General features: G+C 35.1%; 33 protein-coding genes and 1 pseudogene. 16 read left to right on the top strand and 18 right to left on the bottom strand.

The window, feature by feature from the left end:
* Nucleotides 1-18: 18 nt before the first annotated feature.
* Complete coding sequence (locus tag ABH959_RS22690; protein ID WP_113938157.1) at nt 19-828, top strand: alpha/beta fold hydrolase; 810 nt, start codon at nt 19-21, stop codon at nt 826-828.
* Nucleotides 829-853: 25 nt separating this feature from the next.
* Here ABH959_RS22690 and ABH959_RS22685 read toward each other — a convergent pair whose 3' ends face one another.
* The 4 genes from ABH959_RS22685 to ABH959_RS22670 all read right to left on the bottom strand — a co-directional run bounded on the left by ABH959_RS22685 (nt 854) and on the right by ABH959_RS22670 (nt 4,107).
* Nucleotides 854-1,078 carry an ABC transporter permease family protein gene (locus tag ABH959_RS22685; RefSeq protein ID WP_395923201.1) on the bottom strand — a complete coding sequence of 75 codons (225 nt, stop codon included), beginning with the start codon at nt 1,076-1,078 and terminating at the stop codon, nt 854-856.
* 212 nt (nt 1,079-1,290) lie between these two features.
* Nucleotides 1,291-3,357 carry an LTA synthase family protein gene (locus tag ABH959_RS22680; RefSeq protein WP_113938159.1) on the bottom strand — a complete coding sequence of 689 codons (2,067 nt, stop codon included), beginning with the start codon at nt 3,355-3,357 and terminating at the stop codon, nt 1,291-1,293.
* A gap of 211 nt (nt 3,358-3,568) precedes the next feature.
* Nucleotides 3,569-3,799: a hypothetical protein gene (locus ABH959_RS22675; protein ID WP_113938160.1), complete on the bottom strand. Its 231-nt coding sequence runs from the start codon at nt 3,797-3,799 to the stop codon at nt 3,569-3,571.
* An 11-nt stretch (nt 3,800-3,810) separates the two neighbouring features.
* Complete coding sequence (locus ABH959_RS22670; protein WP_113938161.1) at nt 3,811-4,107, bottom strand: DUF3986 family protein; 297 nt, start codon at nt 4,105-4,107, stop codon at nt 3,811-3,813.
* Nucleotides 4,108-4,227: 120 nt separating this feature from the next.
* On the opposite strand from ABH959_RS22670, the gene ABH959_RS22665 reads away from it, so the two are divergent.
* Genes ABH959_RS22665 through ABH959_RS22655 form a run of 3 tightly spaced genes read left to right on the top strand, consistent with a single transcriptional unit; the run spans nt 4,228 to nt 6,810 of the window.
* Entirely contained in the window at nt 4,228-5,235 is a 1,008-nt protein-coding gene (locus ABH959_RS22665; RefSeq protein WP_113938162.1) for an ABC transporter substrate-binding protein, read from the top strand.
* 11 nt (nt 5,236-5,246) lie between these two features.
* Entirely contained in the window at nt 5,247-6,011 is a 765-nt protein-coding gene (locus ABH959_RS22660) for an ABC transporter ATP-binding protein (protein ID WP_016102906.1), read from the top strand.
* A complete protein-coding gene (locus tag ABH959_RS22655; RefSeq protein ID WP_002089141.1) occupies nt 6,004-6,810 on the top strand; it encodes an ABC transporter permease in 807 nt (268 codons plus the stop codon). Before ABH959_RS22660 ends, ABH959_RS22655 begins: the two co-directional genes overlap by 8 nt.
* A gap of 34 nt (nt 6,811-6,844) precedes the next feature.
* Here ABH959_RS22655 and ABH959_RS22650 read toward each other — a convergent pair whose 3' ends face one another.
* A complete protein-coding gene (locus ABH959_RS22650; protein WP_002089142.1) occupies nt 6,845-7,072 on the bottom strand; it encodes a hypothetical protein in 228 nt (75 codons plus the stop codon).
* 226 nt (nt 7,073-7,298) lie between these two features.
* Nucleotides 7,299-8,417, bottom strand: a complete 1,119-nt coding sequence (locus ABH959_RS22645; RefSeq protein ID WP_113938163.1) for a recombinase family protein — start codon at nt 8,415-8,417, stop codon at nt 7,299-7,301.
* 93 nt (nt 8,418-8,510) lie between these two features.
* Between ABH959_RS22645 and ABH959_RS22640 the strand changes: the two genes are divergently transcribed.
* Nucleotides 8,511-9,182, top strand: coding sequence for an HAD family hydrolase (locus ABH959_RS22640; protein ID WP_113938164.1), 672 nt, complete (start codon nt 8,511-8,513; stop codon nt 9,180-9,182).
* Nucleotides 9,183-9,229: 47 nt separating this feature from the next.
* Here the strand turns inward: ABH959_RS22640 and ABH959_RS22635 are convergent, their stop codons facing one another.
* From ABH959_RS22635 to ABH959_RS22625, 3 genes are all read right to left on the bottom strand, one after another.
* Nucleotides 9,230-9,766, bottom strand: coding sequence for a DUF3267 domain-containing protein (locus ABH959_RS22635; protein WP_113938165.1), 537 nt, complete (start codon nt 9,764-9,766; stop codon nt 9,230-9,232).
* 113 nt (nt 9,767-9,879) lie between these two features.
* Entirely contained in the window at nt 9,880-10,359 is a 480-nt protein-coding gene (gene mutTA, locus ABH959_RS22630) for an antimutator 8-oxo-(dGTP/GTP)ase (RefSeq protein ID WP_002015736.1), read from the bottom strand.
* An 84-nt stretch (nt 10,360-10,443) separates the two neighbouring features.
* Nucleotides 10,444-10,761, bottom strand: coding sequence for a hypothetical protein (locus ABH959_RS22625; protein WP_002089150.1), 318 nt, complete (start codon nt 10,759-10,761; stop codon nt 10,444-10,446).
* 83 nt (nt 10,762-10,844) lie between these two features.
* Between ABH959_RS22625 and ytzI the strand changes: the two are divergent.
* The 5 genes and pseudogenes from ytzI to ABH959_RS22600 all read left to right on the top strand — a co-directional run.
* Nucleotides 10,845-10,934: pseudogene (ytzI, locus tag ABH959_RS22620) on the top strand (YtzI protein); the annotation flags it as partial.
* A gap of 214 nt (nt 10,935-11,148) precedes the next feature.
* Entirely contained in the window at nt 11,149-11,379 is a 231-nt protein-coding gene (locus ABH959_RS22615; RefSeq protein WP_113938167.1) for a YczI family protein, read from the top strand.
* Nucleotides 11,380-11,393: 14 nt separating this feature from the next.
* The gene (locus tag ABH959_RS22610) at nt 11,394-11,624 is read left to right on the top strand and encodes a YczI family protein (RefSeq protein ID WP_113938168.1); all 231 of its coding nucleotides are present in this window, start codon (nt 11,394-11,396) and stop codon (nt 11,622-11,624) included.
* A 34-nt stretch (nt 11,625-11,658) separates the two neighbouring features.
* On the top strand, nt 11,659-11,892 hold the full coding sequence (locus ABH959_RS22605; protein ID WP_113938169.1) for a hypothetical protein: 234 nt from the start codon (nt 11,659-11,661) through the stop codon (nt 11,890-11,892).
* A 25-nt stretch (nt 11,893-11,917) separates the two neighbouring features.
* On the top strand, nt 11,918-12,148 hold the full coding sequence (locus ABH959_RS22600; protein ID WP_113938170.1) for a YczI family protein: 231 nt from the start codon (nt 11,918-11,920) through the stop codon (nt 12,146-12,148).
* 61 nt (nt 12,149-12,209) lie between these two features.
* On the opposite strand, the gene luxS is transcribed toward ABH959_RS22600, so the two are convergent.
* Nucleotides 12,210-12,683 carry an S-ribosylhomocysteine lyase LuxS gene (gene luxS / locus ABH959_RS22595; RefSeq protein WP_001141371.1) on the bottom strand — a complete coding sequence of 158 codons (474 nt, stop codon included), beginning with the start codon at nt 12,681-12,683 and terminating at the stop codon, nt 12,210-12,212.
* 128 nt (nt 12,684-12,811) lie between these two features.
* On the opposite strand from luxS, the gene yidD reads away from it, so the two are divergent.
* Nucleotides 12,812-13,048, top strand: coding sequence for a membrane protein insertion efficiency factor YidD (gene yidD, locus ABH959_RS22590; RefSeq protein WP_002112460.1), 237 nt, complete (start codon nt 12,812-12,814; stop codon nt 13,046-13,048).
* On the opposite strand, the gene ABH959_RS22585 is transcribed toward yidD, so the two are convergent.
* On the bottom strand, nt 13,045-13,608 hold the full coding sequence (locus ABH959_RS22585) for a beta-class carbonic anhydrase (RefSeq protein ID WP_002089163.1): 564 nt from the start codon (nt 13,606-13,608) through the stop codon (nt 13,045-13,047). The genes yidD and ABH959_RS22585 overlap by 4 nt on opposite strands.
* A gap of 224 nt (nt 13,609-13,832) precedes the next feature.
* Here ABH959_RS22585 and cydA point away from each other — a divergent pair, with 224 nt between their 5' ends.
* Together cydA and cydB are read left to right on the top strand one after the other, a co-directional pair.
* The gene (gene cydA / locus ABH959_RS22580; protein WP_404493187.1) at nt 13,833-15,182 is read left to right on the top strand and encodes a cytochrome ubiquinol oxidase subunit I; all 1,350 of its coding nucleotides are present in this window, start codon (nt 13,833-13,835) and stop codon (nt 15,180-15,182) included.
* Complete coding sequence (gene cydB, locus ABH959_RS22575) at nt 15,172-16,200, top strand: cytochrome d ubiquinol oxidase subunit II (protein WP_404493186.1); 1,029 nt, start codon at nt 15,172-15,174, stop codon at nt 16,198-16,200. The genes cydA and cydB overlap by 11 nt, the downstream gene beginning before the upstream one ends.
* Nucleotides 16,201-16,369: 169 nt before the next feature.
* On the opposite strand, the gene ABH959_RS22570 is transcribed toward cydB, so the two are convergent.
* Nucleotides 16,370-16,603, bottom strand: coding sequence for a spore germination protein (locus ABH959_RS22570; protein WP_088040298.1), 234 nt, complete (start codon nt 16,601-16,603; stop codon nt 16,370-16,372).
* Between the two features lie 712 nt (nt 16,604-17,315).
* On the opposite strand from ABH959_RS22570, the gene ABH959_RS22565 reads away from it, so the two are divergent.
* Nucleotides 17,316-18,350, top strand: a complete 1,035-nt coding sequence (locus tag ABH959_RS22565; protein ID WP_113938172.1) for a YdcF family protein — start codon at nt 17,316-17,318, stop codon at nt 18,348-18,350.
* 187 nt (nt 18,351-18,537) lie between these two features.
* Entirely contained in the window at nt 18,538-19,410 is an 873-nt protein-coding gene (locus ABH959_RS22560; protein ID WP_000738210.1) for a YitT family protein, read from the top strand.
* A gap of 138 nt (nt 19,411-19,548) precedes the next feature.
* On the opposite strand, the gene ABH959_RS22555 is transcribed toward ABH959_RS22560, so the two are convergent.
* The 5 genes from ABH959_RS22555 to ABH959_RS22535 form a co-directional block, all read right to left on the bottom strand.
* Nucleotides 19,549-19,767 (bottom strand): hypothetical protein, encoded by a 219-nt coding sequence (locus ABH959_RS22555; RefSeq protein WP_002167505.1) that lies wholly within the window; start codon nt 19,765-19,767, stop codon nt 19,549-19,551.
* 97 nt (nt 19,768-19,864) lie between these two features.
* Complete coding sequence (locus ABH959_RS22550; RefSeq protein WP_113938173.1) at nt 19,865-20,683, bottom strand: DUF4247 domain-containing protein; 819 nt, start codon at nt 20,681-20,683, stop codon at nt 19,865-19,867.
* 13 nt (nt 20,684-20,696) lie between these two features.
* On the bottom strand, nt 20,697-21,203 hold the full coding sequence (locus ABH959_RS22545; RefSeq protein ID WP_113938174.1) for a DUF4178 domain-containing protein: 507 nt from the start codon (nt 21,201-21,203) through the stop codon (nt 20,697-20,699).
* Nucleotides 21,204-21,224: 21 nt separating this feature from the next.
* On the bottom strand, nt 21,225-21,629 hold the full coding sequence (locus ABH959_RS22540; protein ID WP_002089172.1) for a DUF350 domain-containing protein: 405 nt from the start codon (nt 21,627-21,629) through the stop codon (nt 21,225-21,227).
* Nucleotides 21,630-21,709: 80 nt separating this feature from the next.
* Entirely contained in the window at nt 21,710-22,375 is a 666-nt protein-coding gene (locus tag ABH959_RS22535) for a PspA/IM30 family protein (protein ID WP_002015754.1), read from the bottom strand.
* A gap of 403 nt (nt 22,376-22,778) precedes the next feature.
* On the opposite strand from ABH959_RS22535, the gene ABH959_RS22530 reads away from it, so the two are divergent.
* On the top strand, nt 22,779-23,357 hold the full coding sequence (locus tag ABH959_RS22530) for a lipoprotein BA_5634 family protein (RefSeq protein WP_002129594.1): 579 nt from the start codon (nt 22,779-22,781) through the stop codon (nt 23,355-23,357).
* Nucleotides 23,358-23,392: 35 nt separating this feature from the next.
* Here the strand turns inward: ABH959_RS22530 and ABH959_RS22525 are convergent, their stop codons facing one another.
* Nucleotides 23,393-23,560 carry a FeoB-associated Cys-rich membrane protein gene (locus ABH959_RS22525; RefSeq protein ID WP_000989601.1) on the bottom strand — a complete coding sequence of 56 codons (168 nt, stop codon included), beginning with the start codon at nt 23,558-23,560 and terminating at the stop codon, nt 23,393-23,395.
* Between the last annotated feature and the right edge of the window lie 16 nt (nt 23,561-23,576).

Below are 23,576 nucleotides of genomic sequence, written 5' to 3'. Positions count from 1 at the left end.
GTATGAGGAGGATACATCATGTTCGTTACAGTTGAAAAAGATGTACACATTTTTGTTGAGGATATTAACCCAGGCCCTGGAAGTAAACCTGTCTTCTTCATTCATGGCTGGCCTTTAAATCATCAAATGTACCAATATCAATTTAATATCTTACCACAACATGGTTTCCGCTGCATCGCCATGGATATACGAGGAAACGGACAGTCTGATAAACCATGGACTGGTTACACTTATGATCGTTTAGCTGATGATATCGCAATTGTATTAGAAGCACTTCAAATAGAAAATGCTACGTTAGTCGGCTTCTCAGTCGGTGGCGCTCTCTCTATTCGGTATATGTCACGATATGATGGGCGTCGTATTTCCAAACTTGCATTAGTGGATGCTGTCTCTCCTTCTTTCGTGAAAAACCAAGAATCCCCTTACGGCGTACCGAAAGAACAAGCAGATGCTCTTATTAATCAAATGTATGTAAATTTACCTAAGTTTCTAAGTGATGTATCTTTATCATTTTTTAATAGAAACTTAGGAGCGGCTACACTAGAATGGTTTTCTTATCTCGGTATGCAGTCCGCTTCTTATGCTCTCATCAAAATTTTGCAAGCAGCCGCGACCGAAGACGTAACGAAAGATTTAAGTAAAATTAACGTTCCAACAAAAATATTCCACGGTGTTCACGACCAACTCATCCCTTATAAAAGTGCTGAGCTAACAAAAGAGCGAATTAAAAATTCTGAACTATATCCTCTTACAAATAGTGGCCACGGCTCTCCAATCGATCAAGCGGATGAGTTAAATAAAGAACTGATAAAATTTTTAAATTCATAGTTCCTTTACGGCAAATTCTTTTTTCTTAACTACCTTTTGCACGAGCAAATTCCACATATGGCTTATTCTTCTCTTCCATTAAAAATAAAACGATAATGCGGAAAAAATGAAGAGTTGGAACAATCGTCATACAAAGAATCGGTAAGACATATGCACTTTCATCATTAAACGCATAAATGGTAACGAAGCGATATCCTGTCTGTTTATAAATCCATACAACAAATAATTGCAAACTAAAAATTAATAACAAATCTGGAACTGATTCTATTAAAATTAAACAAATTGTCCAATTATATACTAGATGAAAAATTCACACACTTCTCACAAATTAATTATTAAAACGACTCTATTTTAATTTATACTAAATGTACAAGTAATACTCCCTAAACCTAGCTTGTCTGGTTATCCCGTTAAATACTATGAAAAAAGAACTTGTATCGTATACAAGTTCTTTTTTGTCGCCTATTTAAATAATATATCCTTACTATATTGCTTTCCGATGAGTAAGTCATATTGAATAAACTCATATTGCTTTAACATTTCTTTTTGTTTTTCTGTTAAACTTTTTATTGCTTCTCCGTCTTTTCCTATCTTCAATTCATCACGAAGTACGGGAATTTCTCCATATAACTTCGATAAAAATTGATAGAACGGTACCTTATTTAATCCAGCATAATCAAAGACAAGATTTGAAAAATAGATTGGACTTACTAAACCTAAATTGTCATTTGGCATATCAAAATTTGCATACATTAATAACGGCGTTTGCGCCATCGCTAATCGTTCACTTGGCGTTTTTTCATTCGTTATATAACCAGTCTCTTTATAAAGAGATTTATTTGTTCCTAGTGATGGGAGATGGTCCCCAAAGAATACTAATAATGTAGGTCTATCTAAATTATCTAGCTCCTCTATTAAATATTGAAGAGCTTCATCTGAACGTCTTAAACCTTCTGTATAAGTCTCTAATTCAGCCTTCGATTCTTCATTCTCTAAACCACTAATCTCTATTTGATTTTCGCCAAATCTTCCTTCTGTAAATGGAAAATGATTTTGCATTGTAACCGCATGAATAAAAGTAGGTTTCTTTTGCTTCTCTAATTCAGCTATTATCTCTTTACTCATAGATAAATCGCTAATATAATCTCCATCAACTTCTACATTTTCCATCGTATCTTGTGCATTAAACTTATCAAACCCTAACACTTTATATACGTCATCCCGTTTAAAGAATGAGCGACCGAACGAATGAATTGCACTTGTATAATACCCTTCTTTTTTCAAAGCTCGAGGAATTGATGGAATTTCTTTCTTATTTGTAACAACTTGCTGATACGGTATAGATCCTGGTTTTAACAAACTCATTGAATAACTCGTTAATACCTCAAATTCAACGTTCGCAGTATTTCCTCCAAATGCAGGAGAAATAGTTTGTCCACCAGGAAAACTTTCTATATAATGATGCAAATTAGGTAAAGGATCTTCACTAAAGGACAGGTTCGTTAACTTCGTTGGATCCCAAAACGATTCACTCATTACAAAAATAATATTCGGTTTCTCTTTTTGCTTCTGCGTCCCTATATTGCTACTATATTGTTTCTTTATATCGTTTGCTATTTGAAGCATACTTTCTTTTGAATACTCTTTCGGCTTTTCAATAACTGTTGTATCTAGATTACTTATAAAGCCTAACACAAAACCGTTCGAAGCATAATTTTCATTTTGATTCCACAAAACGAACTCTATACCTGACTTTTGAAACCATTTATTCATAAACGTATTCGTAAAATTACCATACACATATAAAATAAAAACGGATCCTATTATAAATAGTACTCGTACGCCTGCATGAACTTTTACATTTTGAATATACTTCCTCACATACATACCCGCCAAAATACAGACAACAACACTTACAATAACGAGAAGAATATAACCCCAACTAAAATAATCCATCACCATTGGTATAACAGATTGCATATGTCCAATCTGTGTAAAATCAGAAGGATATAGTGGGTCTCCCCTAAAAACAATTTTGAAGTGATTTACAATAGCCAAAATGATTAGCAAAATGCTTGTCAAAATAGTACTCAAAAAAACTTTCCCAAGCACGTTATACACCAAAACATATATCGCATAAATTACAATTAAACTAAATATAAACTGTGCGTTATAATTGTAAATCCAATTCAGTGTATTTACGAGATTCATATTATTTTGCGTGAAAATAAAAAGCAAAGTAACCACATTCGCTACTAAAAACATTCTAATATAAATCCTAATAATACGTTTAAATTTATTAACAATATCTTTATTCAAATGCGCAACATACAATAGTACAATCCACATCAAAATTGTCATTATACTTAAGACAATTTTTTGATTTAACATATCTTTCATCGTATCTAAACTAAAATATTTTAAAATCAAGAAAAGTGTGGGTATTACATATAGGGTTACTAGGCCACTTAACATCGCTGAAATTAATATACTTCTTCTTGACTGATGAAATGAAAAATTACACCTCAATTCATTCCCTCTTTTCTGTTTATTAATTTCACCCCGCACCGTAATAAAATATTACTTATATAAACATAACATATTATGTACACAACGTCTTCTCATGTACACCCTCCGTATAATGTCATCTGTTACCTCTTGTACATACCGAATAGAAAAGAACCTGTCATGTGACAGGTTCTTCTCGTTATTTATTAGGATACGATGATTAGCATGTTTACTATACAAGAGGAAGCATCCATATTTTCCATATGATACTTACGATTACTATAAGTACAAAATCAAACAAATCTAATCTCGGACCCTTTTTCATAGTCATGTCTAGCCACATATGCATCCATTTCATTTCCTTATATTTATGAATATTTTTCTTTGCGAATCGGTAAGTGAGCACTTGCATGATGTAAATTCCAATTACGCAAATAAGCAATAAGATGAGAAATTCAAACACAAAATTCCTCCCTATTTTTGAAGCGTTCTTTCTACTATATGGTTCTTCAAAATCCATTCCTCAAACTGAGCACTTCCAAACTCCCAGCTCAAATCACGAGCATGTACAGAAAAAACGTAATAACCAGCATATTCGTCCATAAACCGACCTGTCTCTATCTCCTCTTTCTGAAGACCGTATACTCCAAAATTAAAATACACATCCCACACGTCTTCATGCTTCCTCTTATAAGCAATCGATTCCATATCACATTCAGTTCCGAAATAATCAAGATGTAAATGTACGCTATCATCGTATTCGTAATCCATTTTATCACCCCTTATATTTGTACTTCTTTACTACCCAAAAAATTCCTGCTATATATACTCACATATGGGCACTTACCTACATATTATGCTTGTAGATTGACTTCTAGGAGGTGTCATATAGTGAAAAAATTAATAACCGTTTTTTGCATCATGTTACTAGCTGTTTTCACATTCGCTGCTTGTAGTAGTACAAAGGAAAGTACGAAAGAACAAGCTCAAAAAATTCGCGTTGGCGAAGTTACACACTCTCTTTTCTACGCACCATTATATGTTGGAATGGAAAAAGGATTTTTTAAAGATGAAGGCTTAAATATTGACTTACAAACAACAGCTGGCGGAGATAAAACGATGACCACCCTTTTATCTGGCGGAATTGATATTGCTCTCGTTGGTTCAGAAACGTCTATTTATGTTCATCAACAAGGAGCAAAAGATCCTGTCATTAATTTTGCGCAGCTTACACAAACAGATGGCACATTTTTAGTTTCCCGTAAAAAATTAGACTCTTTTAATTGGAACGACGTAAAAGGCGTTACGTTTTTAGGACAGCGTAAAGGCGGCATGCCGCAAATGGTTGGTGAATACGTTTTAAAGAAAAATGGTATTGACCCTCGCAAAGATACGAACTTAATTCAAAATATCGAGTTTGCTAATATTGCAAATGCCTTTGCATCTGGTACGGGAGAATTTGTACAGCTCTTTGAACCGACTGCAAGTATACTTGAAAAAGAAGGAAAAGGTTATATCGTCGCGTCTTTCGGAGCTGAATCTGGTACTGTCCCTTATACAACGTTTATGGCAAAAGAAAGTTTCTTAAAGAAAGATAAAGCTGCTGCAGAAAAATTCACGCGCGCACTATATAAAGCGCAGCAATGGGTTGATACACATAGTCCAGAAGAGATTGCCGATGCCGTTTCACCACTATTTAAAGACACTTCAAAAGACATTTCAGTAAAAGTAATTGAACGCTACAAAAAACAACATTCATATGCGACAAATCCATTATTAGATGAGGCAGAATGGAAACAACTCCAAACGATTATGAAAGAATCTGGTGAATTACAAAAAGAAGTTCCACATGAAGCGCTCGTCAATACAAAAATTGCCGAAAGCGTTATTAAGAAATAGAGGCGAAGTGTATGAGCTTTTTACAAATACGTAACGTTTCTCACTGCTTTTTTGCAAAAGAAAATGCCAAACTTATTCTTGAAGATATGAGTTTGCAAGTAGACGAAGGCGAATTTATTTCAATCCTTGGTCCAAGTGGTTGCGGAAAAACAACGCTCCTCTCCATCATCGCAGGTCTACTCGATCCAATTGAAGGTATCGTATTTTTAGATGGTGAACCGATTACAACTAAGACCCCCTCTATGGGCTATATGCTCCAGCAAGATTACTTGTTTCCGTGGAAAACAATTGAAGAAAATATTATGCTCGGACTTCATATTCGGAAGGTTTATGATGAAAATACGAAAGAACATACATTAAAGCTTTTAAAACAAGTCGGCCTATATGATATAGAACAGCAATACCCTCGTGAACTATCCGGTGGTATGCGCCAACGTGCTGCACTCGTTCGAACATTAGCGACCGACCCAAAAATTTTATTGTTAGATGAACCATTTTCCGCTCTTGATTATCAAACAAAATTAAAACTAGAAGATCTCGTCTTCACATTACTACGTAACTATAAGAAAACATCCCTACTTGTGACACATGATATTGAAGAAGCAATTGCGATGAGTGATCGTATTTATTTGCTGCAGGCGAACCCTGGAAAAATTGCAAAAACATTCATCGTCCCAGAAAGTATCCGTTCCTTATCGCCGTTAGAAGCACGCCACCACCATGACTTCCCATCCCTCTTCCAAGAAATATGGAAGGAGCTGGAACGACTTGGATAATATAAAACAACTACATGAACAGTTTCGAAAAAAAGAAAGACAACATGCATGGTTAGCTCGCTCTTTACAACTTGTACTTCTTGTTCTTTTCTTTGCACTATGGGAAATAGCTAGTAAAAAAGAATGGATTGATCCTTTACTCTTTAGCTCTCCTTCAAGTATTTGGGATCTCTTTTTAACGAAATGGATTGACGGTTCACTTTGGGTCCACATATGGACGACATTACTTGAAACAGGAGTAGGCTTCATTCTCGGAACTATACTCGGAGCTATTATTGCTACTCTCCTTTGGTGGATGCCACTTTTGGCCCGCGTACTTGATCCTTATCTCGTCGTCCTAAATGCAATGCCAAAAGTTGCACTCGGTCCAATCATCATTGTTATTTTCGGTCCAAATATTTCATCCTCTATTGCAATGGGGGTAATCATCTCCATCATCATTACCATTCTCGTTATTTACAGCGCATTTCAAGAAGTCGATTCCAACTATATTAAGGTCATGGACACATTTGGCGCAAATAAATGGCAATGCTATAAGCACGTTATTCTCCCTTCATCTTTCCCTGCAATTATTTCAACGTTAAAAGTGAATGTTGGCTTATCATGGGTCGGTGTTATTTTCGGGGAACTCCTCGTTTCTAAACAAGGGCTTGGCTATTTAATTAGCTACGGATTCCAAGTCTTTAACTTCACACTCGTCTTACTCAGTGTATTGCTCACTTGTGTCCTCGCAACTCTTATGTATGTATTTGTCGAGGCATTTGAAAAACTCCTTATTGGAAAACGAAAAAAAAGCTGACTTAGGGCGATACGCTAGAGTCAGCTTCTTTCTTCTACCTTTTATCACACATTTTCGAATCATCTGTAACATTCCCATTAGCAACCGTAACTGTATGGAAACAATCTTTCACACGCACCGTAACGACATTATCTTTTCGATCAATAATATGATAATCATTAAACTCTTTATTTAATGCACTACGAATTTGCTCCCCTTCAAAAATCGGAAAACCGTGAGACATTACCCAAATGAGACCAGCAACAGCAAGAATCGTTTTCATACGTTTCATTACCTCCTCGAGAGTAAACTTATAGCCCCTATACTATGCGCATTATAATTGTGTCTAATTTGTGACGTTTTTATACTAATTCTATTTTAATGATTCAGTTCCTTCTTCTTTTTTAAAAAAAGACAGAATTTTCAATTTTATCAATATAAAGAAACGCAAAGAACTACAATTCTTCACGTTTTCCCTTGGCTAAAATATATCGAACACATAATTCGCATTAATGTCCACTTGGTTGTTCTATCGTTTTCGAAACATCATATAATCCAGCTAACACTTCCGCTCTCATTTTTACAAGCTCAGGGAATTGATAGAAGAAGGCAATTTTTTTATATTTTAATTCTGTTCCTTCTTTCACCTTTTTTGAATCTTGTAAAATAAACGCTGTAAATGTATCCGCAATATCCTCCGCTACATTTGTCGTTCCATACAGTGAAACAAACTCACCATGCTTTTCCTTAAAAAATTCAATTTGAGCTTCTTCGCTTTCTTCCACTTTCTTTTCTGTCCACTCCTGGTCAATTGGTTTCCAGAAAGAATTATAAAATTGATTTATATAAGAGCTCTCCTTCGCACATCCTTCTTGTAAGAAAAGAGATTTACATTTATTTTGGTATGATGAAATATCTTTATCTTCTTCAAAAGCCTTTAAGTACTTTTCATTTACTGGTATTTGTTTATGTCCCAGTGTCAATACGTGAGCCGTCTCATGTATTAATGTTTTCATCACTTGATCGATATTTACTGCAGAATCAAGCGTATCTAAACTAATGGTCCACTCTTTCGGATACTCCATACTCGGCATAACATGAGCCACAATTCCATCGTACCCATCTGTTACCATATCAAACTCTTTTATGTCAGTGCGATACTTAGCAGGAATAAGCGTGCTATACATCTCCCATAACGATTCATGATAATCCCTATCTTGACGTTGCTTTAATACTTCTTCTTTCGCGTCCTTATCCTCCGCAAAAGCCTTATTCAATCGTTTACGATCTAGTTTATCGAAATAAGGATCTACAATTTCATCACCATCAATATAATAAGAAGCTAAAAAGAAATAATTTTCATCATCCTTTTTTTTCATTTCTGCTTCTTTCATATCGTTACTTGAATGTCCTTCTAAATCATAATCCTCTAGTACTTCAAGTTCTGAAAGTCCATCTATCTTTTTATATACTTTTTGAAGTGTTTTATCACCTATTTGTGTGCATTCTTCTGTCGTTTCGCACACATCTTTTTTCTCTCTTTTCGAAGTTTGCTCCGACATATCACATCCAGCTACTAAGCCCGTTGAAATCATAAAACACACTAACTTGCCATAAAGTTTCTTCATACGCACCTCCATTATTCCATTCTACAAAAATATCATAATCATTTTTTAACGAATATGCGATAATTAATTATAAAAACTGTATGGAGGTTTCCCATGATTCGAGCAATCTTATTTGACTTAGATGGAACACTATTAGATCGTCGTCAATCTTTAGAGCAATTTATTCGTGATCAATATAATCGCTTCGCCTTTCATTTGATAAACATAGAAAAATTCGAGTATTGCTCTCGTTTTCTCGAACTCGACAATAATGGTTACACGTGGAAAGATAAGGTATATTCCACTCTCCTTTGCGAATACAACATTACCACTTTAACGCAAGAGCAACTGCTGCACGACTACATTACAAACTTCCAACATCATTGTATTTCTTTCCAAAACATGCATGAATTACTTCAACAACTAACTCAGCAAAACATTAAAATCGGTATTATTACAAACGGCTTTACTGATTTTCAAATGAACAACCTTCGAGCACTAAACATACATACGTATACAAACACGATTCTTGTTTCAGAAGCGGAAGGAATTAAAAAGCCTCACCCTGAGATTTTCGAACGTGCTTTACAAAAGCTAAACGTAAAAGCAGAAGAATGCCTTTACGTTGGAGACCATCCAGAAAATGATGTGCTTGGTTCTGAACAAGTAGGGATTCTTGGCGTTTGGAAGAGAGATTTATTTTGGGGTGACTTTGAACATCCACGTGTGGTGGATGATTTATTAGAGGTGCTTTCGTTTTTAGAGGTGGAAATAAAAAAAACATAAAGCAGTCCAAAGAACCACTCTACGGAAGAGAGGTTCTTTGGACTGCTTTACTCATAAACTGTAAACTGCGGTTTACTCGGATGATCTTTAACTAGCGCATCATCTGGAAACTTTGAAACTTTTTTATATAAAGCAATGTCACCGATACAACCTGCTGTTAGTAGAATCCCTAAAAATGAGAGTGGCTCCAGATTCATAGCTAATCCCAATACAATTGGTAAAATTCCAGTTGGTAAAAACGGAAGCATTAACACTGTCTTCATTTGCTTTACTGTAATCACCTGTTTAGAATGAGCATATGCAGCACCTAATTTCCAATTGACGCCCCATTTTAGTTCACTCCACGGAACACCTCCGATATAGCGAAATCCAATTAAATGTATTGCCTCATGAATACAAACGAGAATAATCATTCCAATAATCAAAAGAAACATAATCGGCAATGTAATTTCAATTTGAAACTCGCCTGAAAAAAGCGCATGTAAAAAACTAATTCCAAATGCCAAAACAAATATTATAAGAAATGCATAGAAATTTAATTTAACCATCGAAACCGCAACAGTCGTTTCTTTTCTTTTATCCATCTTTTCCCCTCCTAAAACGTAAATACACCTTTACAAAATTGTATAATATACCCAAAATAAATGTAAAGATATATTTACATTTATTTTGAACACAAAAAAAGAAACCGGCCACTTTACTTCGTAAAACAGCCGATTTCTTCTATATGTTTCATCGTACGCGCTAATACATCATCGCGCATAATAAAGCTAAATTTTCTATCAGTTTTAATATTATCAGGAATGTCTTTTAATAACACAGACCCTTTCGTTTCTTCGTAATGCGTATGTTGCTCTACCGCACTAATTGTTGCAAAATAAATGTTTTTAATGATTATTTTGTCTTTTCCGGATACTTTGTATTGCCCTAAGTAAGTTAAATCAGAAACTATGCCGCCGGTTTCCTCATGAACTTCTCGAACTGCCGCTTCTTCCGGTGTCTCCCCGAGTTCTACTTTACCACCTGGAAATTCAAGACCACGGCGTAAATGATGCGTTAATAACCATTGATCCCCGTACCGGCATACAACCCAAACATGCTTTGGCTCAGGAGAAAATGGGTAACGTTCAAACGATAATTGTACAGTGTTGTGGTAATAATCTTTAAATTTGTACATGCCATTACTCCCCTATTGATGATTACAAGTTTTTCCTACCACAAATTGTAGCATATTCTCGCTTTTCTGCATAATATTATCCAATTACAATCCATTGATTATTCCCATTTGCGCGACTAATTCTTTCGTTTCATGATTCCCTAAATCATAAATCATTTTATATGCTTTTTGTAGTTGTTCATCATATCGATCATTATTCGAATCGTGATGATACTCAACGAATGGAACGTGGGAGCGTACATACGAACCTAAGTCCTCTTCATACGCTTGATCAAAATACTCTCTTAACTCCGTAATCTCTTCGTCATTTGCATAAATTTCAAAATTATACGTATCCGCCGTCTTCACTTGCGAAATTTGACCATTTCCAACTGATATATAATATGTTTTTTTATTCTCCATGTAACACCCTTCTTTCATCCTTTTAATTTCTATTGTTTTCATCAATTACAAAATTATGTAAAATAAAGAAAAGGAGGGATTTCATGCTCAAAATATTAATTACCGGCATTATAATCGTACTGATCGTATTAGTACTCTCCGTCATGACGATTAATAAAGGCTACGCATATAAAGTGAAACTATAATCAGTGGGGGTTTTGTTCATCCCCCACTGATTATTAGCCTTCACCAATCGGGCGTTTACGGGCAGTTGATCTCCCACCTAACTTCTTTGCTCCATCCGAATTTTGAGGTGGGAGTTTTACTGCCCGTTAATGCGGGATAAACATTCTGTTGATAAGCCCGAAGATAACCCTTACCCGAAAAATAATAAGGAGGAATCATAGTATGCCTCGTATACTTCGCATCGCAATCGCACTCACTGTGATAATTATGTCAGCAATTGGGCTCTATACAGGTCAAAATAACTTTCTACCACTTTCACAATTTCTATTAGGCGCTTTAATGTTTCTCATCGCAATTGAGCAAATAAAAAAGAAGGATTCAGGAACCGGATTTATTTGCATTGTTGCTGGAGCTTTCATTTGGATTGTTCTTATCATTACCTACATAAAATAGAAGGAGGGTCCTTGATGTTAAAAGGAGTTCGAATTACTTTTTCACTTATCGCTTTATCTATAGCAATCTATAGTTTTATCAGCGGCAACAGAGACATTATGCCTTACATGTTCATTTCCTTAGGCTTGATGGCTTTCACTATGGGTCTAGAAGAAATAAAGAAACAGAGACAATCTAGTGGCACACTTGCTTTCATAGCTGGCGCTGCTGCTTTATTTCTTGGCTTCTCAGAAATATTTCGTTAAATAATCTGCTATCTTTTAAATGGAGGGTGATACAATGCTAAAACCATTTCGCATTATATCCGCTCTTATCGTCATCGCTCTCGCTCTATATGGAATGTTTGCAAATCCGCTTGTTACGATGCCCTATATGCTTATTGCCTTATCTATTATGACTTTCATCATTAGTGCAGAAGAAAAACAGAAACAAAATAAAGTAAATAGTACAATCTCTTTCTTTTCTGGCGTCTTTACTTTAATTATTGTCATTCTTATTCTTGTTTCTCGATAACAATACTTCTACTAAGGAGGATTTCATGTTAAAAAACTTTCGAATTATAATAGCTACTATCGCTCTCATTCTCGCTCTACTTAGCCTCTTTGCAAACTTCTCTATACTTTTACCATTCGTATTTATCCTTTTAAGTATTATGTTTATCCTTTTTGGAATTGATGAAATAAAAGAGCAGCAAAAAGCAAAAGCCTTTGTTTATTTTCTCGGTTCTGTCTTTATTTTATATGTTGGAGTGTCTAGTATACTTTCATAAAAAAAGAGCAAGTTTTCTCTTAACAAAATAAAAAAACTGCCCTTTCACAGGCAGTTTCACTTTATCCAAACACTTTCTCAAGTTCATCTTTATCTTGGCTTAACCAGAAGTTCATTAAGCGTTGTGCTCCTTCTAAGTCGTGAAGCTTCGCTTGGCCACATTGTGTTTCATTTGCAGCTGGAATTTCTGTAATTTGAACCGCATCTTTTAATGTTAGTTCTAATAAATCAATGATTTCTCGAACAGTCGGTGTTCCGCTTACTACAAGATAATATCCTGTTTGGCAACCCATTGGTGAAATATCGATAATATCAAAATGCGGATAACGATCAATATATTTACGTAAATTAAATGCTAATAAATGCTCTAACGTATGAATAACATCTGGTTTCATTGCTTGTTTATTTGGTTGGCAAAAACGAATATCAAATTTATTTACAATACCGTCACTACCTACATTGTGGACTCCGCAATGTCTTACATAAGGCGCCTTTACAATTGTATGATCTAATTCAAAGCTTTCTACTGATGGCATATAACATCTCTCCCGCTTTTAATTTAATTCCGTTATATCCAATATGATATAACGGAAATCGACATTAGTAAAGAATTATGTACGGTCGTGCTATAATACTTTAAGACTATGCTGAAAAGGAGACCATTATGAAACAGATTTTTATCGGTATTATACGCTTTTATCAAAAGTTCATTTCTCCGATGACACCGCCAACGTGCCGCTTTCATCCGACTTGCTCTCATTATGGATTAGAAGCGTTTCAAAAACACGGTGCCTTCAAAGGATTTTGGCTTACATGTAAGCGTATATTAAAATGTCACCCTTTCCATCCAGGAGGATTTGATCCTGTCCCAGATAAAAAGGATGACAAAGTAAATTCTTAATTTTCGTAACCATTTACAACTAAATCTAATTTTCCTGTGTCAGGATCTATAACAAGACCGTGAACAGGTACTTCTTCCGGAAGTAACGGATGGTTGCGAAGTATTGACACACTATGTTCTACACTTTCTTCTACACTAGAGAACCCTTGTAGGAATCTTTCTAAATCGATTCCAGAATAACGAAGTGTATCTAATTTCTCTTCTGTTACGCCGCGCTCTTTCATTTTCTCAATTGTACTGCTTGCTTGAATTTTTGCCATACCACAATCATGATGACCGACAACACATACTTCGTCAGCTCCAAGCTCATATACAGCGACTAAAATACTACGCATAATACTTCCAAACGGATGTGAAATAACAGCGCCTGCTACTTTAATAATTTTCACATCACCGTTACGCATATTCATTGCTTTCGGTAATAATTCAACAAGACGAGTATCCATACAAGAGATAATTACCATCTTTTTGTTTGGAAATTTCCCTGTTTCATACTCTTCGTATTTTTTCTCTTCAACAAATTTTTCATTGTATTGTAAAATCTCTTCTAATGACTTCATAGTAAAGAACCCTCTTTTCTCTCATTTACACTACATATATAGTGTACCAAAATTTGAAAAACTCAAAAAGGATATTGCTTTATAGTAAAAATAGGATATTTTCAGATAATCGACATAATTCTTTCAAAATATACACACACCTTTGTAACAAGTCTCACATACTTTAAACGTTTTTTCACTATAAACTGATTGTAGATAATGTAAAAAAGGAGTGAATATTTATTATGTCCGACGTTCTGTTACTAAGTCGTTTTCAATTTGCAATTACTATTTTTTATCACTTTTTATTTGTACCTTTGACAATCGGACTTGTTATTTTAGTAGCATGTATGGAAACTCAATACGCCCGCACATTGAATCCAACATACCGTAAAATGGCAAATTTCTGGGGAAAACTTTTTACAATTAACTTCGTAATGGGGATTATAACCGGAATTACGATGGAATTCCAATTTGGAACAAACTGGTCTGAGTACTCCAAATATATGGGGGATATTTTCGGATCACCTCTCGCAATCGAAGCACTCGTTGCCTTCTTCTTAGAATCTACTTTCATGGGAATATGGTTATTCGGTAAAGACAAAATCTCACCAAAGTTCCGTGCTTTCTGTATGTGGATGGTTGCACTTGGAACAAATATTTCTGCCCTTTGGATTATTACAGCCAACGGCTTTATGCAAAACCCCGTTGGCTATGTAGTACGTAATGGCCGCGCTGAATTAAATGACTTCTGGGCTCTTGTTACAAATCCATATGCATGGAATATGTTCTTCCATACTGTAATTGGTTGTTATATTGTCGGTGCTTTCTTCGTTATGGCAATTAGTGCATATCACTTACTACTTAAAAACGAAGTGGAATTCTTCAAAAAATCATTTAAATTTGGTTTAATGTTAGGTTTATTCGCCGCAACAATTACACCATTTATGGGCCATCAATCCGGTGTATCAGCTGCTAAATATCAACCAGCAAAAGGAGCTGCGATGGAAGCAGTTTGGGAAACTGGAAAAGGACAAGGCTTCTCAATCATTCAAATTCCTGATGTGAAAAATGAAAAGAACTTTGAATTCCTTACTATTCCAAAACTCGGAAGTTTCTTCTATACAAACTCATTTGATGGAGAAATTGTTGGTTTAAAAGATATTCCGAAAGAAGATCGTCCAAACGTTAACCTCGTGTACTATAGCTTCCGCTTAATGGTTGCACTTGGTATGTTCTTTATGGCATTAACTTGGTATGGATTCTATTTAAACCGAAAAGGAAAACTAGAAAACTCAAAACGTTATTTAAAAATTACAATGTGGTCTGTCTTACTTCCATACATTGCGATTAATGCTGGCTGGATTGTTGCTGAAGTAGGTCGTCAACCATGGACAGTTTATAAACTAATGCGTACAGCAGAATCCGTGTCACCTATATCAGTTCCACAAATTTGGTTCTCATTAATTAGTTTAATATTGTTCTACACTTTACTCTTAATTGCAGATGTATACTTAATGCTGAAGTTCGCGAAAAAAGGACCCGCTGCATTAGAAGAACCTGCTACTGAAGGAGGTACAGCTCATGTCTCATGATATGCTTGCAATTATCTGGTTCGGTTTATGGGGCGTAATTTGGACAGTTTACTTCATTCTTGATGGCTACGCACTCGGTAACGGGATGATTTTCCCATTCGTTGCGAAAGACCGACAAGAACGAAATCAATTACAAGAAGCAATTGGTCCATTCTGGGGTGGTAATGAAGTATGGTTAATTACAGCTGGTGGTGCAACATTTGCTGCCTTCCCAATCACGTATGCAAATATGTTTAGTTACCTATATACACCACTGTTTTTAGTATTACTTGCACTATTTGCTCGTGCCGCTGGACTTGAATTTATGCATAAAGACGATTCACCAATTTGGCAAAAAACTTGTAAATGGGCATTTACAAGTGGTAGTTTCCTAATCGCCTTCTTATTCGGCGTTACATTCGCTAACCTGTATTACGGGCTGCAAATCGGAAAAGATGGTTATGAAGGAACTTTACTTAGCTTACTAAACCATTATGGTATTTTAGGTGGTCTTTTCTTCACTGCTATATTCGTCGTATCTGGTGCCCTTTGGATTATGATTAAAACAACTGGCGAAGTATCTGATCGTGCTTATAAAATCGCAAGACCATTTTCAATGGCAGCTGCTATCATTTTAGCTATTTTCTATGTCGCAACTGCAAATCGTACAAATTTATTCCAAAACTTCACGGAATATCCTGTACTATTCATTCTTCCAGTACTTGCAATGTTAATGAGTGTACTCACACTTATTATGGTGTACAAACATAAAATCGGCCTTGCATTCACATTCGTTTGCTTAACAATCGCAATGTTTATGACAACTGGTTTTGCAGGTATGTTCCCGAGAATGTTACCATCACGTATTAACGACGCATACAGTACAACGTTATATAACGCAGCTGGTAGTCAATTAAACTTAAAAATTATGTTTTTCGTTGCAATCGTCATGGTACCAATCGTTATTGGATATCAGCTTTGGAGCTACAGCATATTTAAAAATAAAATTCATAAAGACTCTGCTAAAGGATATCACTAAAATAAAAAAGACACTTCGAGCGAAGTGTCTTTTTTATTTTACGTATGATTTTCGATAAGATGTTACATTTCTAATCTAACAACTATGATAAAGAAGAATCACTAACAGCTCACAACTAAATTGTATCACAGGGCAAGCACATCATTTTATGCAATTTTACATATAAAAATTATAACGTAGATTGAATTACTTGGTCATACACATCGTTATCCGTTACATCTGCCGTACTAATACCACTGAATGTCCTCACATTTAATCCGGTATTTGAAGATCCCGATCCATTATAAGCTTTCGTTTTTTCAATCGGATGCACATTATATTTATCACCTAAATTAATTGTTCCGTTACAGTTTTCAATAATAACACCTTCAACGACTGCCGGCATTTTTTCACCTACTTTCATTTCGTTACTTTTATTTTATGAACATCGCCTAAAAAAATAGCATGTTTCAATAAGAAAAAGCACTCAAATTGAGTGCTTTTTCTCTAAGCATTACTGGCAAGTTTGGAGACAGTTGACTTCTTCAAAATTTTATTAGGGGTAATATTTTGAAAAAGAAAGCCTTTCATATGTAGCTTAACACCACTGGAATATATAGTAAATTGATAATGTTTATACGGAATATTGCTAATGTTTAGTATAGATAGTTTGCACTACGTTAATAGTGGAAATTATCTATACTAAGAAACAAAAAGACGCCTTTCAAGAAGACGTCCTTTCCCCTGTTTATATATACCCCATCCCGCTTTTTGTAAACACACACTAGAAAACAGAATCATGAATTGTTACAAGATTGTTAGGTACAAAAAGAGTAGAGGTAAATATTAATATAAAATTCTGCTTTATAGCGTGTATCCACAACTTATATTTTAATCCTCTTCCCTTGAAAATAAACATAATATGCATAATTACATACCAAAAAGAAAAAGACACTCCACAGAGTGCCTCTTCAACCATTTTACTTTTAATATATCGCTTTGAATACATTTTACCATATTTAACTATATCGTTTGTTGAGAAAATTCGAAATCGTTATTTTTTTATCAACATCTTCAAAATCATGTAATATTAAGGATGCAATAAAACATTATACAAATTGAGGTGTACTATATTTATGTATTTCGGAATTATTCCTCTTATATTGTTTATTATTTTTCTTATTTCTTACTTAAAAGATCCACGGAAAATAATAAACGGTTTTTTATTCAATGCCTTTTTCTGTTCTTTCCTTATTTTTTGCACTATTACATCCTATGATTCAGGCAATAATACCCTGCATTCAATCATATTGCTACCTATTTTAGCACTTATCATTATGATTCCTTTTGGTATTATCGCTTTAATGTTTGGGTTATTTCTGAATGCTAGAATTTTAATGAAACGAGAAGGAAGACGTTTCACTAACTGTTTAACACTCATTGCTGCTTTAGGTATTTTATTCTTTATGTTACTCCCTATTATAAATCCAGCAAGTTTGTTCTCATCACATTTCCAGCCTATTTTTGCTGGTATTTCTCTTATAACTGTATATTTCTTTATACACTTATCTAACTTCTTAACTGCTTATTTTTTATACCAATTCAACAGACCAAGGCGTAATCAAGATTTCATCATCGTTCTTGGTAGTGGCTTAATTAATGACAAAGTGCCACCTTTACTTGCAAGTCGTATTAATAAAGCAATCGACTTTTACTGGAAACAAGCTGCTGTGAATACACCACCAACAATTATTTTCTCTGGTGGACAAGGTCCAGATGAAGGGCTTCCGGAAGCAGAAGCGATGCAAAAGTACGCTGTTGAAAAAGGAATTTCTCTTGAACATACAGTGCAAGAAAATCGCTCTGTAAACACATATCAAAATATGTTGTTCTCTAAAGAAATTATGGATTCTTTAAAGCCTGAAGGTAAATATAGAAGTATTTTTACAACGAACAATTTCCACCTTTTCCGCGCTGGTATATATGCAAGACAAGCTGGCCTTAATAGCCAAGGAATCGGATCAAAAACAGCCTTTTATTACTGGCCTAATGCAATGATTCGCGAATATGTCGCAATTGTCGTTATGGGGCGTAAGCGCCATATGAAAATATGTGGAACTATTTTAGGTTTCGCTTTATTCCTAACAGTCGTTAGTTTTATACTTTCTTAACAACATCCCATCCTTTAAAAGGATGGGATTTCTTATACGAATTTCAAAAATATTTTAATGGTAATATGGTGATAATATCCCCTGCATACATCCATTAAAGGAGAATTTTTTCAAATTAAATGTTAAAATGGAGTTTAGGTGTGAATTACGTAACAAATAAGAAACTAGTTTGAAACGAGGAAATTATATGAAAAAAATGATCAAGAGTAAGCCCAATAAGCTGAAAATTGCTTCAAAAGCTTTGATGATTATTATTGGGGCATTTATCACAGCGTACGGATTAGAAGCTGTCTTAATTCCAAATAACGTATCCGACGGTGGTGTGACTGGTTTAAGTATCGTTAGTTCAAGATTATTTGGATTGCCATTAGGAGCTCTAATCGCAGTTATTAACATTCCTTTCGTTTGGTTAGGATATAAACAAATCGGTAAAAGCTTTGCAATTTATTCCATCATCGGGATTGCTTCATTAGCAATAGGTACCGTTGTCATGCACGGAATACCAACTATTATTGAAGGCGATACACTACTCGTTACAGTTGTTGGTGGTATTATTATCGGTTTCGGTATGGGACTAGCCTTACGTAACGGCGGCGCATTAGATGGAATCGATATGCTAGCTGTATTACTTTCTCGTAAGTTACCTTTTGGAACAAGTGACCTTATTTTATTCTTAAATATGTTTGTCTTTATTTTTGTTTCAACAGTATTTGGTCTTCAAGGGGCTATCCTTTCGGCAATTGCTTACTTTATCGCTTCGAAAGTGATTCATATCGTTGAAGTTGGTTTAAGTGGTTCGAAAACATTTAAAATCATCACGAAAGAGCCTGAATTAATGGTAGAAACAATTCGCGATCGTTTAGGCCGAAGCGCAACGTATAACGAAGTATATGGTGGTTATTCAAGAGAGAAATTCAAAGAAATTTCTTGTGTAATTAACCGTTTAGAAGAAAGTAAAATGAAGGACCTGATTAATGAAATCGATCCTAATGCCTTTATTACAGTTTATGACGTAGCTGAAGTAAAAGGCGGTAACTTTAAGAAACGTGATATTCATTAATCATTATGAAAAAAGAGGGTGTGCCAAAATATTGGTGCAGCCTCTTTTTATTATGAAGTTGGTAAATCGATATTCCTTTTCGAATCGTTGATATATTTTGAGCTACGATAGATATAATCGAAAAACCGTTGATATATTTTACTCCCCCCATCTTCCCCCGCTTTTAATCCAATCGACGTACTTTTGAAAGGCGGGCACTTCATGCTGAAAGCGAAGCGGAACATATAGAAAGAGAGTACATGTACACAGTATCCATAGAATACCTACTATAAAGTGAAATTTCATCGTTGTGCTAATAAACAAACTGAGAAATAAGACGAGGAACATAATCAAACTAAACCTTTTATATATACTCATAATAATCTCCTCCTTATAACTTAATTGTACCAGCTATAAGGAATTAATTCCCATAATAAAAAGACCGAAAAGAAAATTCCACTTTTCGGTCTCTACACTATCTTCTCTTCATAATTTTCCCTGAACCGCCAACCCTTGTTTTCGGGGGCGACGTATTCTTTGGTGGGGTTTTAATGGATGATTTCGGCTTCACATCAGATCCACTCGAGCCACCCGGGTTTTTCGTAATTTTCCCTTTGCTTCCGGTAGAAGGCGGTGGCGTCGTTTTACTTCCTTTTTCCGTAATACTTCCTTTATCACCTACAGATGATTTCGGATCTACATTATCGCCTCGCTTAATAATAGATCCTTTCCCTTCCTTCGTAATTGGAGGCGGGGTTTTCTTTTCCTCTTTCGTAGGTGGTCTTTCCGGGATCACCGGTTTATGATTTTGTCTGTCATTATATCCGCGATAATCACCGTATGATGATTTGCGTGAACCGAATATATCGTTTAATATACTCCCCATTATATATCCTTGTAAGAAGGATGGTTGGTAATTTTGACGGACAAATTCTTCATTGCTTATTTCAATTAACGTATCAGATGGTTTCTCTTTATCCTTTTGTAAATTATACATTTTATCAGAATAAACGAGGAACATTTGATTTTCGTCTTCTTTAGATGCTTGCTTCGGTGTCCTTTCGGCTATAAGTTCCTTTGCAACTTCAGGAACTGACCGATTGGCGGCCCTATACACGTAAGATTCTTGTTTACCATCCTTTGCGACAGACTCTAGTGGGTAACGGTCCTGAATTGACTTCGCCTGACCACTTTGACAGCCCGATAAAGCATAACCGGCAATAACAAGTAATGTAACGATAGCAAGTATAGGGATCACGAACGATTTAATCATGGTAAACAATCGGTTTGACATGATTACGCCCCCCTTATGTTGCTCTTATGATTTGTACATCAGCAGGAATAATTACTTCTCCCTCATACATCATTGTGCGACCATTTTGCCATTCAACACGTAATAATTTGCGGTTATCAGATTGGAATTCCCATACGTACTGTTCTTCTGAAGCAGCGAATGGTGTTTTCCCCATAACAACAACACGTCCATTATATTGTTCTTCCATATGATACTCTATATCATCCATTTCAATCGTCGTCGGAATTTCATCGATTGAATCTAAACGACCATCAATCGGTGTATACAATTTGTAATACGTATTTTCACGGTCTTCAATTTTCAAATAACGAATATCTTTCCCGTCCTGCAAAGTTAAAACAATCTCTTTGCGAGAATGCATGCTCGTTTTCCCAGTTAATTCGTACATGACTAACGAGACTTCAATCATATCGCCAGGAGCCAACGTTAAAAGACTCTTTTCTGGCCTCGGCGGCTCTGGGCTTTTCATTATATTTTTAATACGTTTAAATAAGCTCACAATCTACCCCTCCTTTTCTCTTTATAAACAAGCACCTAAAATAAGTGCACCAACGATATGTAATGAACCAGCTAACAACGCATGTGCTACGCTGCCTTCTTTCGTTCCTTCTTCTAAATCTAAACCAGACATTTTCTTTAACACAAACTCAATGAACATTTCTACAATTAATAAAATAACGAATGAAACTGCTGAGGCAAGAAGCGCTTGCCATAAGTCATTCGCTTTCGTAATCGATTGTGACAAAATGTATCCTTGAGCGAATAATTTCATAACGAAACGCGTTGTCACTGCTGTATTTCCATTTTTCATCTCTTTTAAATCATTGTATTTTGTAAAAATCGAATCAACCCACATAATTGCAAATAAAAGTACTGCACTCGCCCCAGTCCATACAAGCATAGCTAAAACATTCATCCACGTCATTACAAAACCTCCTCTAAAAAAGTAATAGAAAACCGACATGAATTCTCTTCAGACATGTCGGTTTCTTTGTCTATTCTATATTATTTCTCATACTGCTTCATAATACGAGCTAATTCATCGTCAACAACAGAATTTTTGTTTAAGCTTGCGAATTCATCATCTAACGACTTTTCTTTCTTGTAAATTTCACCGCTTGCTTCTGCTTCAGCCTCTAATTGAAGTGCTTTCTCTTCCATACGGCTTAAACCAGCTTTTGCTGAATTTGAATCAAATCCAGACATCGCCTGATTAATATTCTTTTGTGCTTTCGCTGCATTTACACGTGCAACAAGTGTTTCACGTTTATTTTTCAGCTCTGTTAATTGCTTACGCATTTCTTCTAGCTTCAGACGAAGGTTATCAGCAGCTGCTTTGTTTTGCTCATAGCTCGCTTTATACTCATTCATCTTTTGCTCTGCATTTTGTTTTTCTTCAAGAGCACGACGCGCAAGGTCAAGATTGCTTGCTTGAACAGCCATATGAGCTTGCTCTTCACGTTTTTTCACAAGTGCTTCTTGCTCTTCAAATAATATTTTGAATTTCTTCTCAAGTGCAATTTGAGCTGCTACACTTTTCTCAGCTTCTTGTACATCCGCTTGCATATCGCGTAAATATTGATCCGTCATCTTAACTGGATCTTCCGCTTTTTCAATTAATGAATATACATTCGACATTGTTAAATCTCGTAATCGTTTAAATACAGACATTCTAATTCCTCCTATGACTTACCTCATATTTCAAATTCACTACTTGGAAAACTGAAAAATCTCCCTTAACAGTAAAGAATATTCATTTTTACAGCCTATGTGTTTATTATAACAAAACTAATATGTCCTTACATGTTATTTCCAAAATACAGCCAATATAATATGACATTCTAGATAAAACATTGTATTCCTAATATATTCTCATTAATCCTCTTCAGAATTGACATATTTTTATGCACTTTCACTAAATTACATTATTGTAATGTTACTGTAAGCTAACTCGATAGTTACGTTTCAATATTTCTTATACACTAATACCAGAAGCAACAAACAAGCTTCTCATAATTTCAGGACTAATACAAAAAATGTATTTACTATAAAACATATAAAAGGAGCAATCATCATGAAAAAATTAGTAGGAATCGGATTAGCAGCAGCAATTTCATTCGGAGCATTATCAGGTTGTTCTTTATTAGGAGAAAAAGCGAACGGCTTTGTACTATACGGAACAGATGAGCAAATTCAACAAGTTACAGATAAAAATAAAAAAGAAGTGAAAGAAAAAGACTTCTATAAAATGAAAATGACAACATTAGAGGGTAAAAAAGTTCTTGTAATGGATAAGAAAACTGGTGAAGAACTGGTGAAAAAAGAATTACTTAGCAAAGTTGATAAAAACGATGATACAAAACCACTTGATAAATTACCAGCTGTAACAACAGAAGAAGGCGTGTTATTTGCAAAAGAGAAAGTAGAAAATGCTACACTTGATGGGGCAAAATTAAAATACGAAGGCAACACAATTATCGGAAGTGGCCGTGCATATGCAGACATGTTCGCAATTGTTGACGATGCAACTTATGGAAATGTAAAAGGTGATGAAAAATCTGTTGGTGTATTAAAATTCGATAAAGACCCTAGTAAAGAATTCCCTGGTTACAACGGAGTAGAAGCTTCTCAGCTTGTAAAAATTAAAAAGTAAACAAAAAAGCTTTGCGAAATTCGCAAAGCTTTTTTCTATTTATGAGCAATTTGCTCCATATCTGGACTACAAGTTTGCGACTGACATGACTTACTTAAAGAGCATGCTGCGCATTTGCCTTTTTTACTTCTCTTTACAAAATTAACTAACGTATATGCTGCATAACCAAAAATGATAGCTCCAATTATAATATTGACCATCACCGCGATACATCTCCTT

This window comes from Bacillus sp. RC51, assembly GCF_044908115.1.
GTDB classification, from domain to species: domain Bacteria; phylum Bacillota; class Bacilli; order Bacillales; family Bacillaceae_G; genus Bacillus_A; species Bacillus_A mycoides.
Note: the sequence above shows the minus strand (reverse complement) of the source record. Positions and strands in the feature narration are given on the sequence as shown.

Excerpts from the sequence above, each read along its gene's own strand:
- ABH959_RS22560 (WP_000738210.1), top strand. The coding sequence starts at position 18,538 with ATGAAAAAAATGATCAAGAGTAAGCCCAATAAGCTGAAAATTGCTTCA.
- ABH959_RS22565 (WP_113938172.1), top strand. The coding sequence starts at position 17,316 with ATGTATTTCGGAATTATTCCTCTTATATTGTTTATTATTTTTCTTATT.
- ABH959_RS22605 (WP_113938169.1), top strand. The coding sequence starts at position 11,659 with ATGCTAAAACCATTTCGCATTATATCCGCTCTTATCGTCATCGCTCTC.
- ABH959_RS22635 (WP_113938165.1), bottom strand. The coding sequence starts at position 9,766 with ATGGATAAAAGAAAAGAAACGACTGTTGCGGTTTCGATGGTTAAATTA.
- cydA (WP_404493187.1), top strand. The coding sequence starts at position 13,833 with ATGTCCGACGTTCTGTTACTAAGTCGTTTTCAATTTGCAATTACTATT.
- ABH959_RS22530 (WP_002129594.1), top strand. The coding sequence starts at position 22,779 with ATGAAAAAATTAGTAGGAATCGGATTAGCAGCAGCAATTTCATTCGGA.
- ABH959_RS22540 (WP_002089172.1), bottom strand. The coding sequence starts at position 21,629 with ATGACGTGGATGAATGTTTTAGCTATGCTTGTATGGACTGGGGCGAGT.
- ABH959_RS22585 (WP_002089163.1), bottom strand. The coding sequence starts at position 13,608 with ATGAAGTCATTAGAAGAGATTTTACAATACAATGAAAAATTTGTTGAA.
- ABH959_RS22555 (WP_002167505.1), bottom strand. The coding sequence starts at position 19,767 with ATGAGTATATATAAAAGGTTTAGTTTGATTATGTTCCTCGTCTTATTT.
- yidD (WP_002112460.1), top strand. The coding sequence starts at position 12,812 with ATGAAACAGATTTTTATCGGTATTATACGCTTTTATCAAAAGTTCATT.
- ABH959_RS22690 (WP_113938157.1), top strand. The coding sequence starts at position 19 with ATGTTCGTTACAGTTGAAAAAGATGTACACATTTTTGTTGAGGATATT.
- ABH959_RS22535 (WP_002015754.1), bottom strand. The coding sequence starts at position 22,375 with ATGTCTGTATTTAAACGATTACGAGATTTAACAATGTCGAATGTATAT.
- ABH959_RS22640 (WP_113938164.1), top strand. The coding sequence starts at position 8,511 with ATGATTCGAGCAATCTTATTTGACTTAGATGGAACACTATTAGATCGT.
- cydB (WP_404493186.1), top strand. The coding sequence starts at position 15,172 with ATGTCTCATGATATGCTTGCAATTATCTGGTTCGGTTTATGGGGCGTA.
- ABH959_RS22670 (WP_113938161.1), bottom strand. The coding sequence starts at position 4,107 with ATGGATTACGAATACGATGATAGCGTACATTTACATCTTGATTATTTC.
- ABH959_RS22615 (WP_113938167.1), top strand. The coding sequence starts at position 11,149 with ATGCCTCGTATACTTCGCATCGCAATCGCACTCACTGTGATAATTATG.
- ABH959_RS22625 (WP_002089150.1), bottom strand. The coding sequence starts at position 10,761 with ATGGAGAATAAAAAAACATATTATATATCAGTTGGAAATGGTCAAATT.
- ABH959_RS22650 (WP_002089142.1), bottom strand. The coding sequence starts at position 7,072 with ATGAAAACGATTCTTGCTGTTGCTGGTCTCATTTGGGTAATGTCTCAC.
- ABH959_RS22645 (WP_113938163.1), bottom strand. The coding sequence starts at position 8,417 with ATGAAGAAACTTTATGGCAAGTTAGTGTGTTTTATGATTTCAACGGGC.
- mutTA (WP_002015736.1), bottom strand. The coding sequence starts at position 10,359 with ATGTACAAATTTAAAGATTATTACCACAACACTGTACAATTATCGTTT.
- ABH959_RS22600 (WP_113938170.1), top strand. The coding sequence starts at position 11,918 with ATGTTAAAAAACTTTCGAATTATAATAGCTACTATCGCTCTCATTCTC.
- ABH959_RS22610 (WP_113938168.1), top strand. The coding sequence starts at position 11,394 with ATGTTAAAAGGAGTTCGAATTACTTTTTCACTTATCGCTTTATCTATA.
- ABH959_RS22550 (WP_113938173.1), bottom strand. The coding sequence starts at position 20,683 with ATGTCAAACCGATTGTTTACCATGATTAAATCGTTCGTGATCCCTATA.
- ABH959_RS22660 (WP_016102906.1), top strand. The coding sequence starts at position 5,247 with ATGAGCTTTTTACAAATACGTAACGTTTCTCACTGCTTTTTTGCAAAA.
- ABH959_RS22570 (WP_088040298.1), bottom strand. The coding sequence starts at position 16,603 with ATGAAAGTAGGTGAAAAAATGCCGGCAGTCGTTGAAGGTGTTATTATT.
- luxS (WP_001141371.1), bottom strand. The coding sequence starts at position 12,683 with ATGCCATCAGTAGAAAGCTTTGAATTAGATCATACAATTGTAAAGGCG.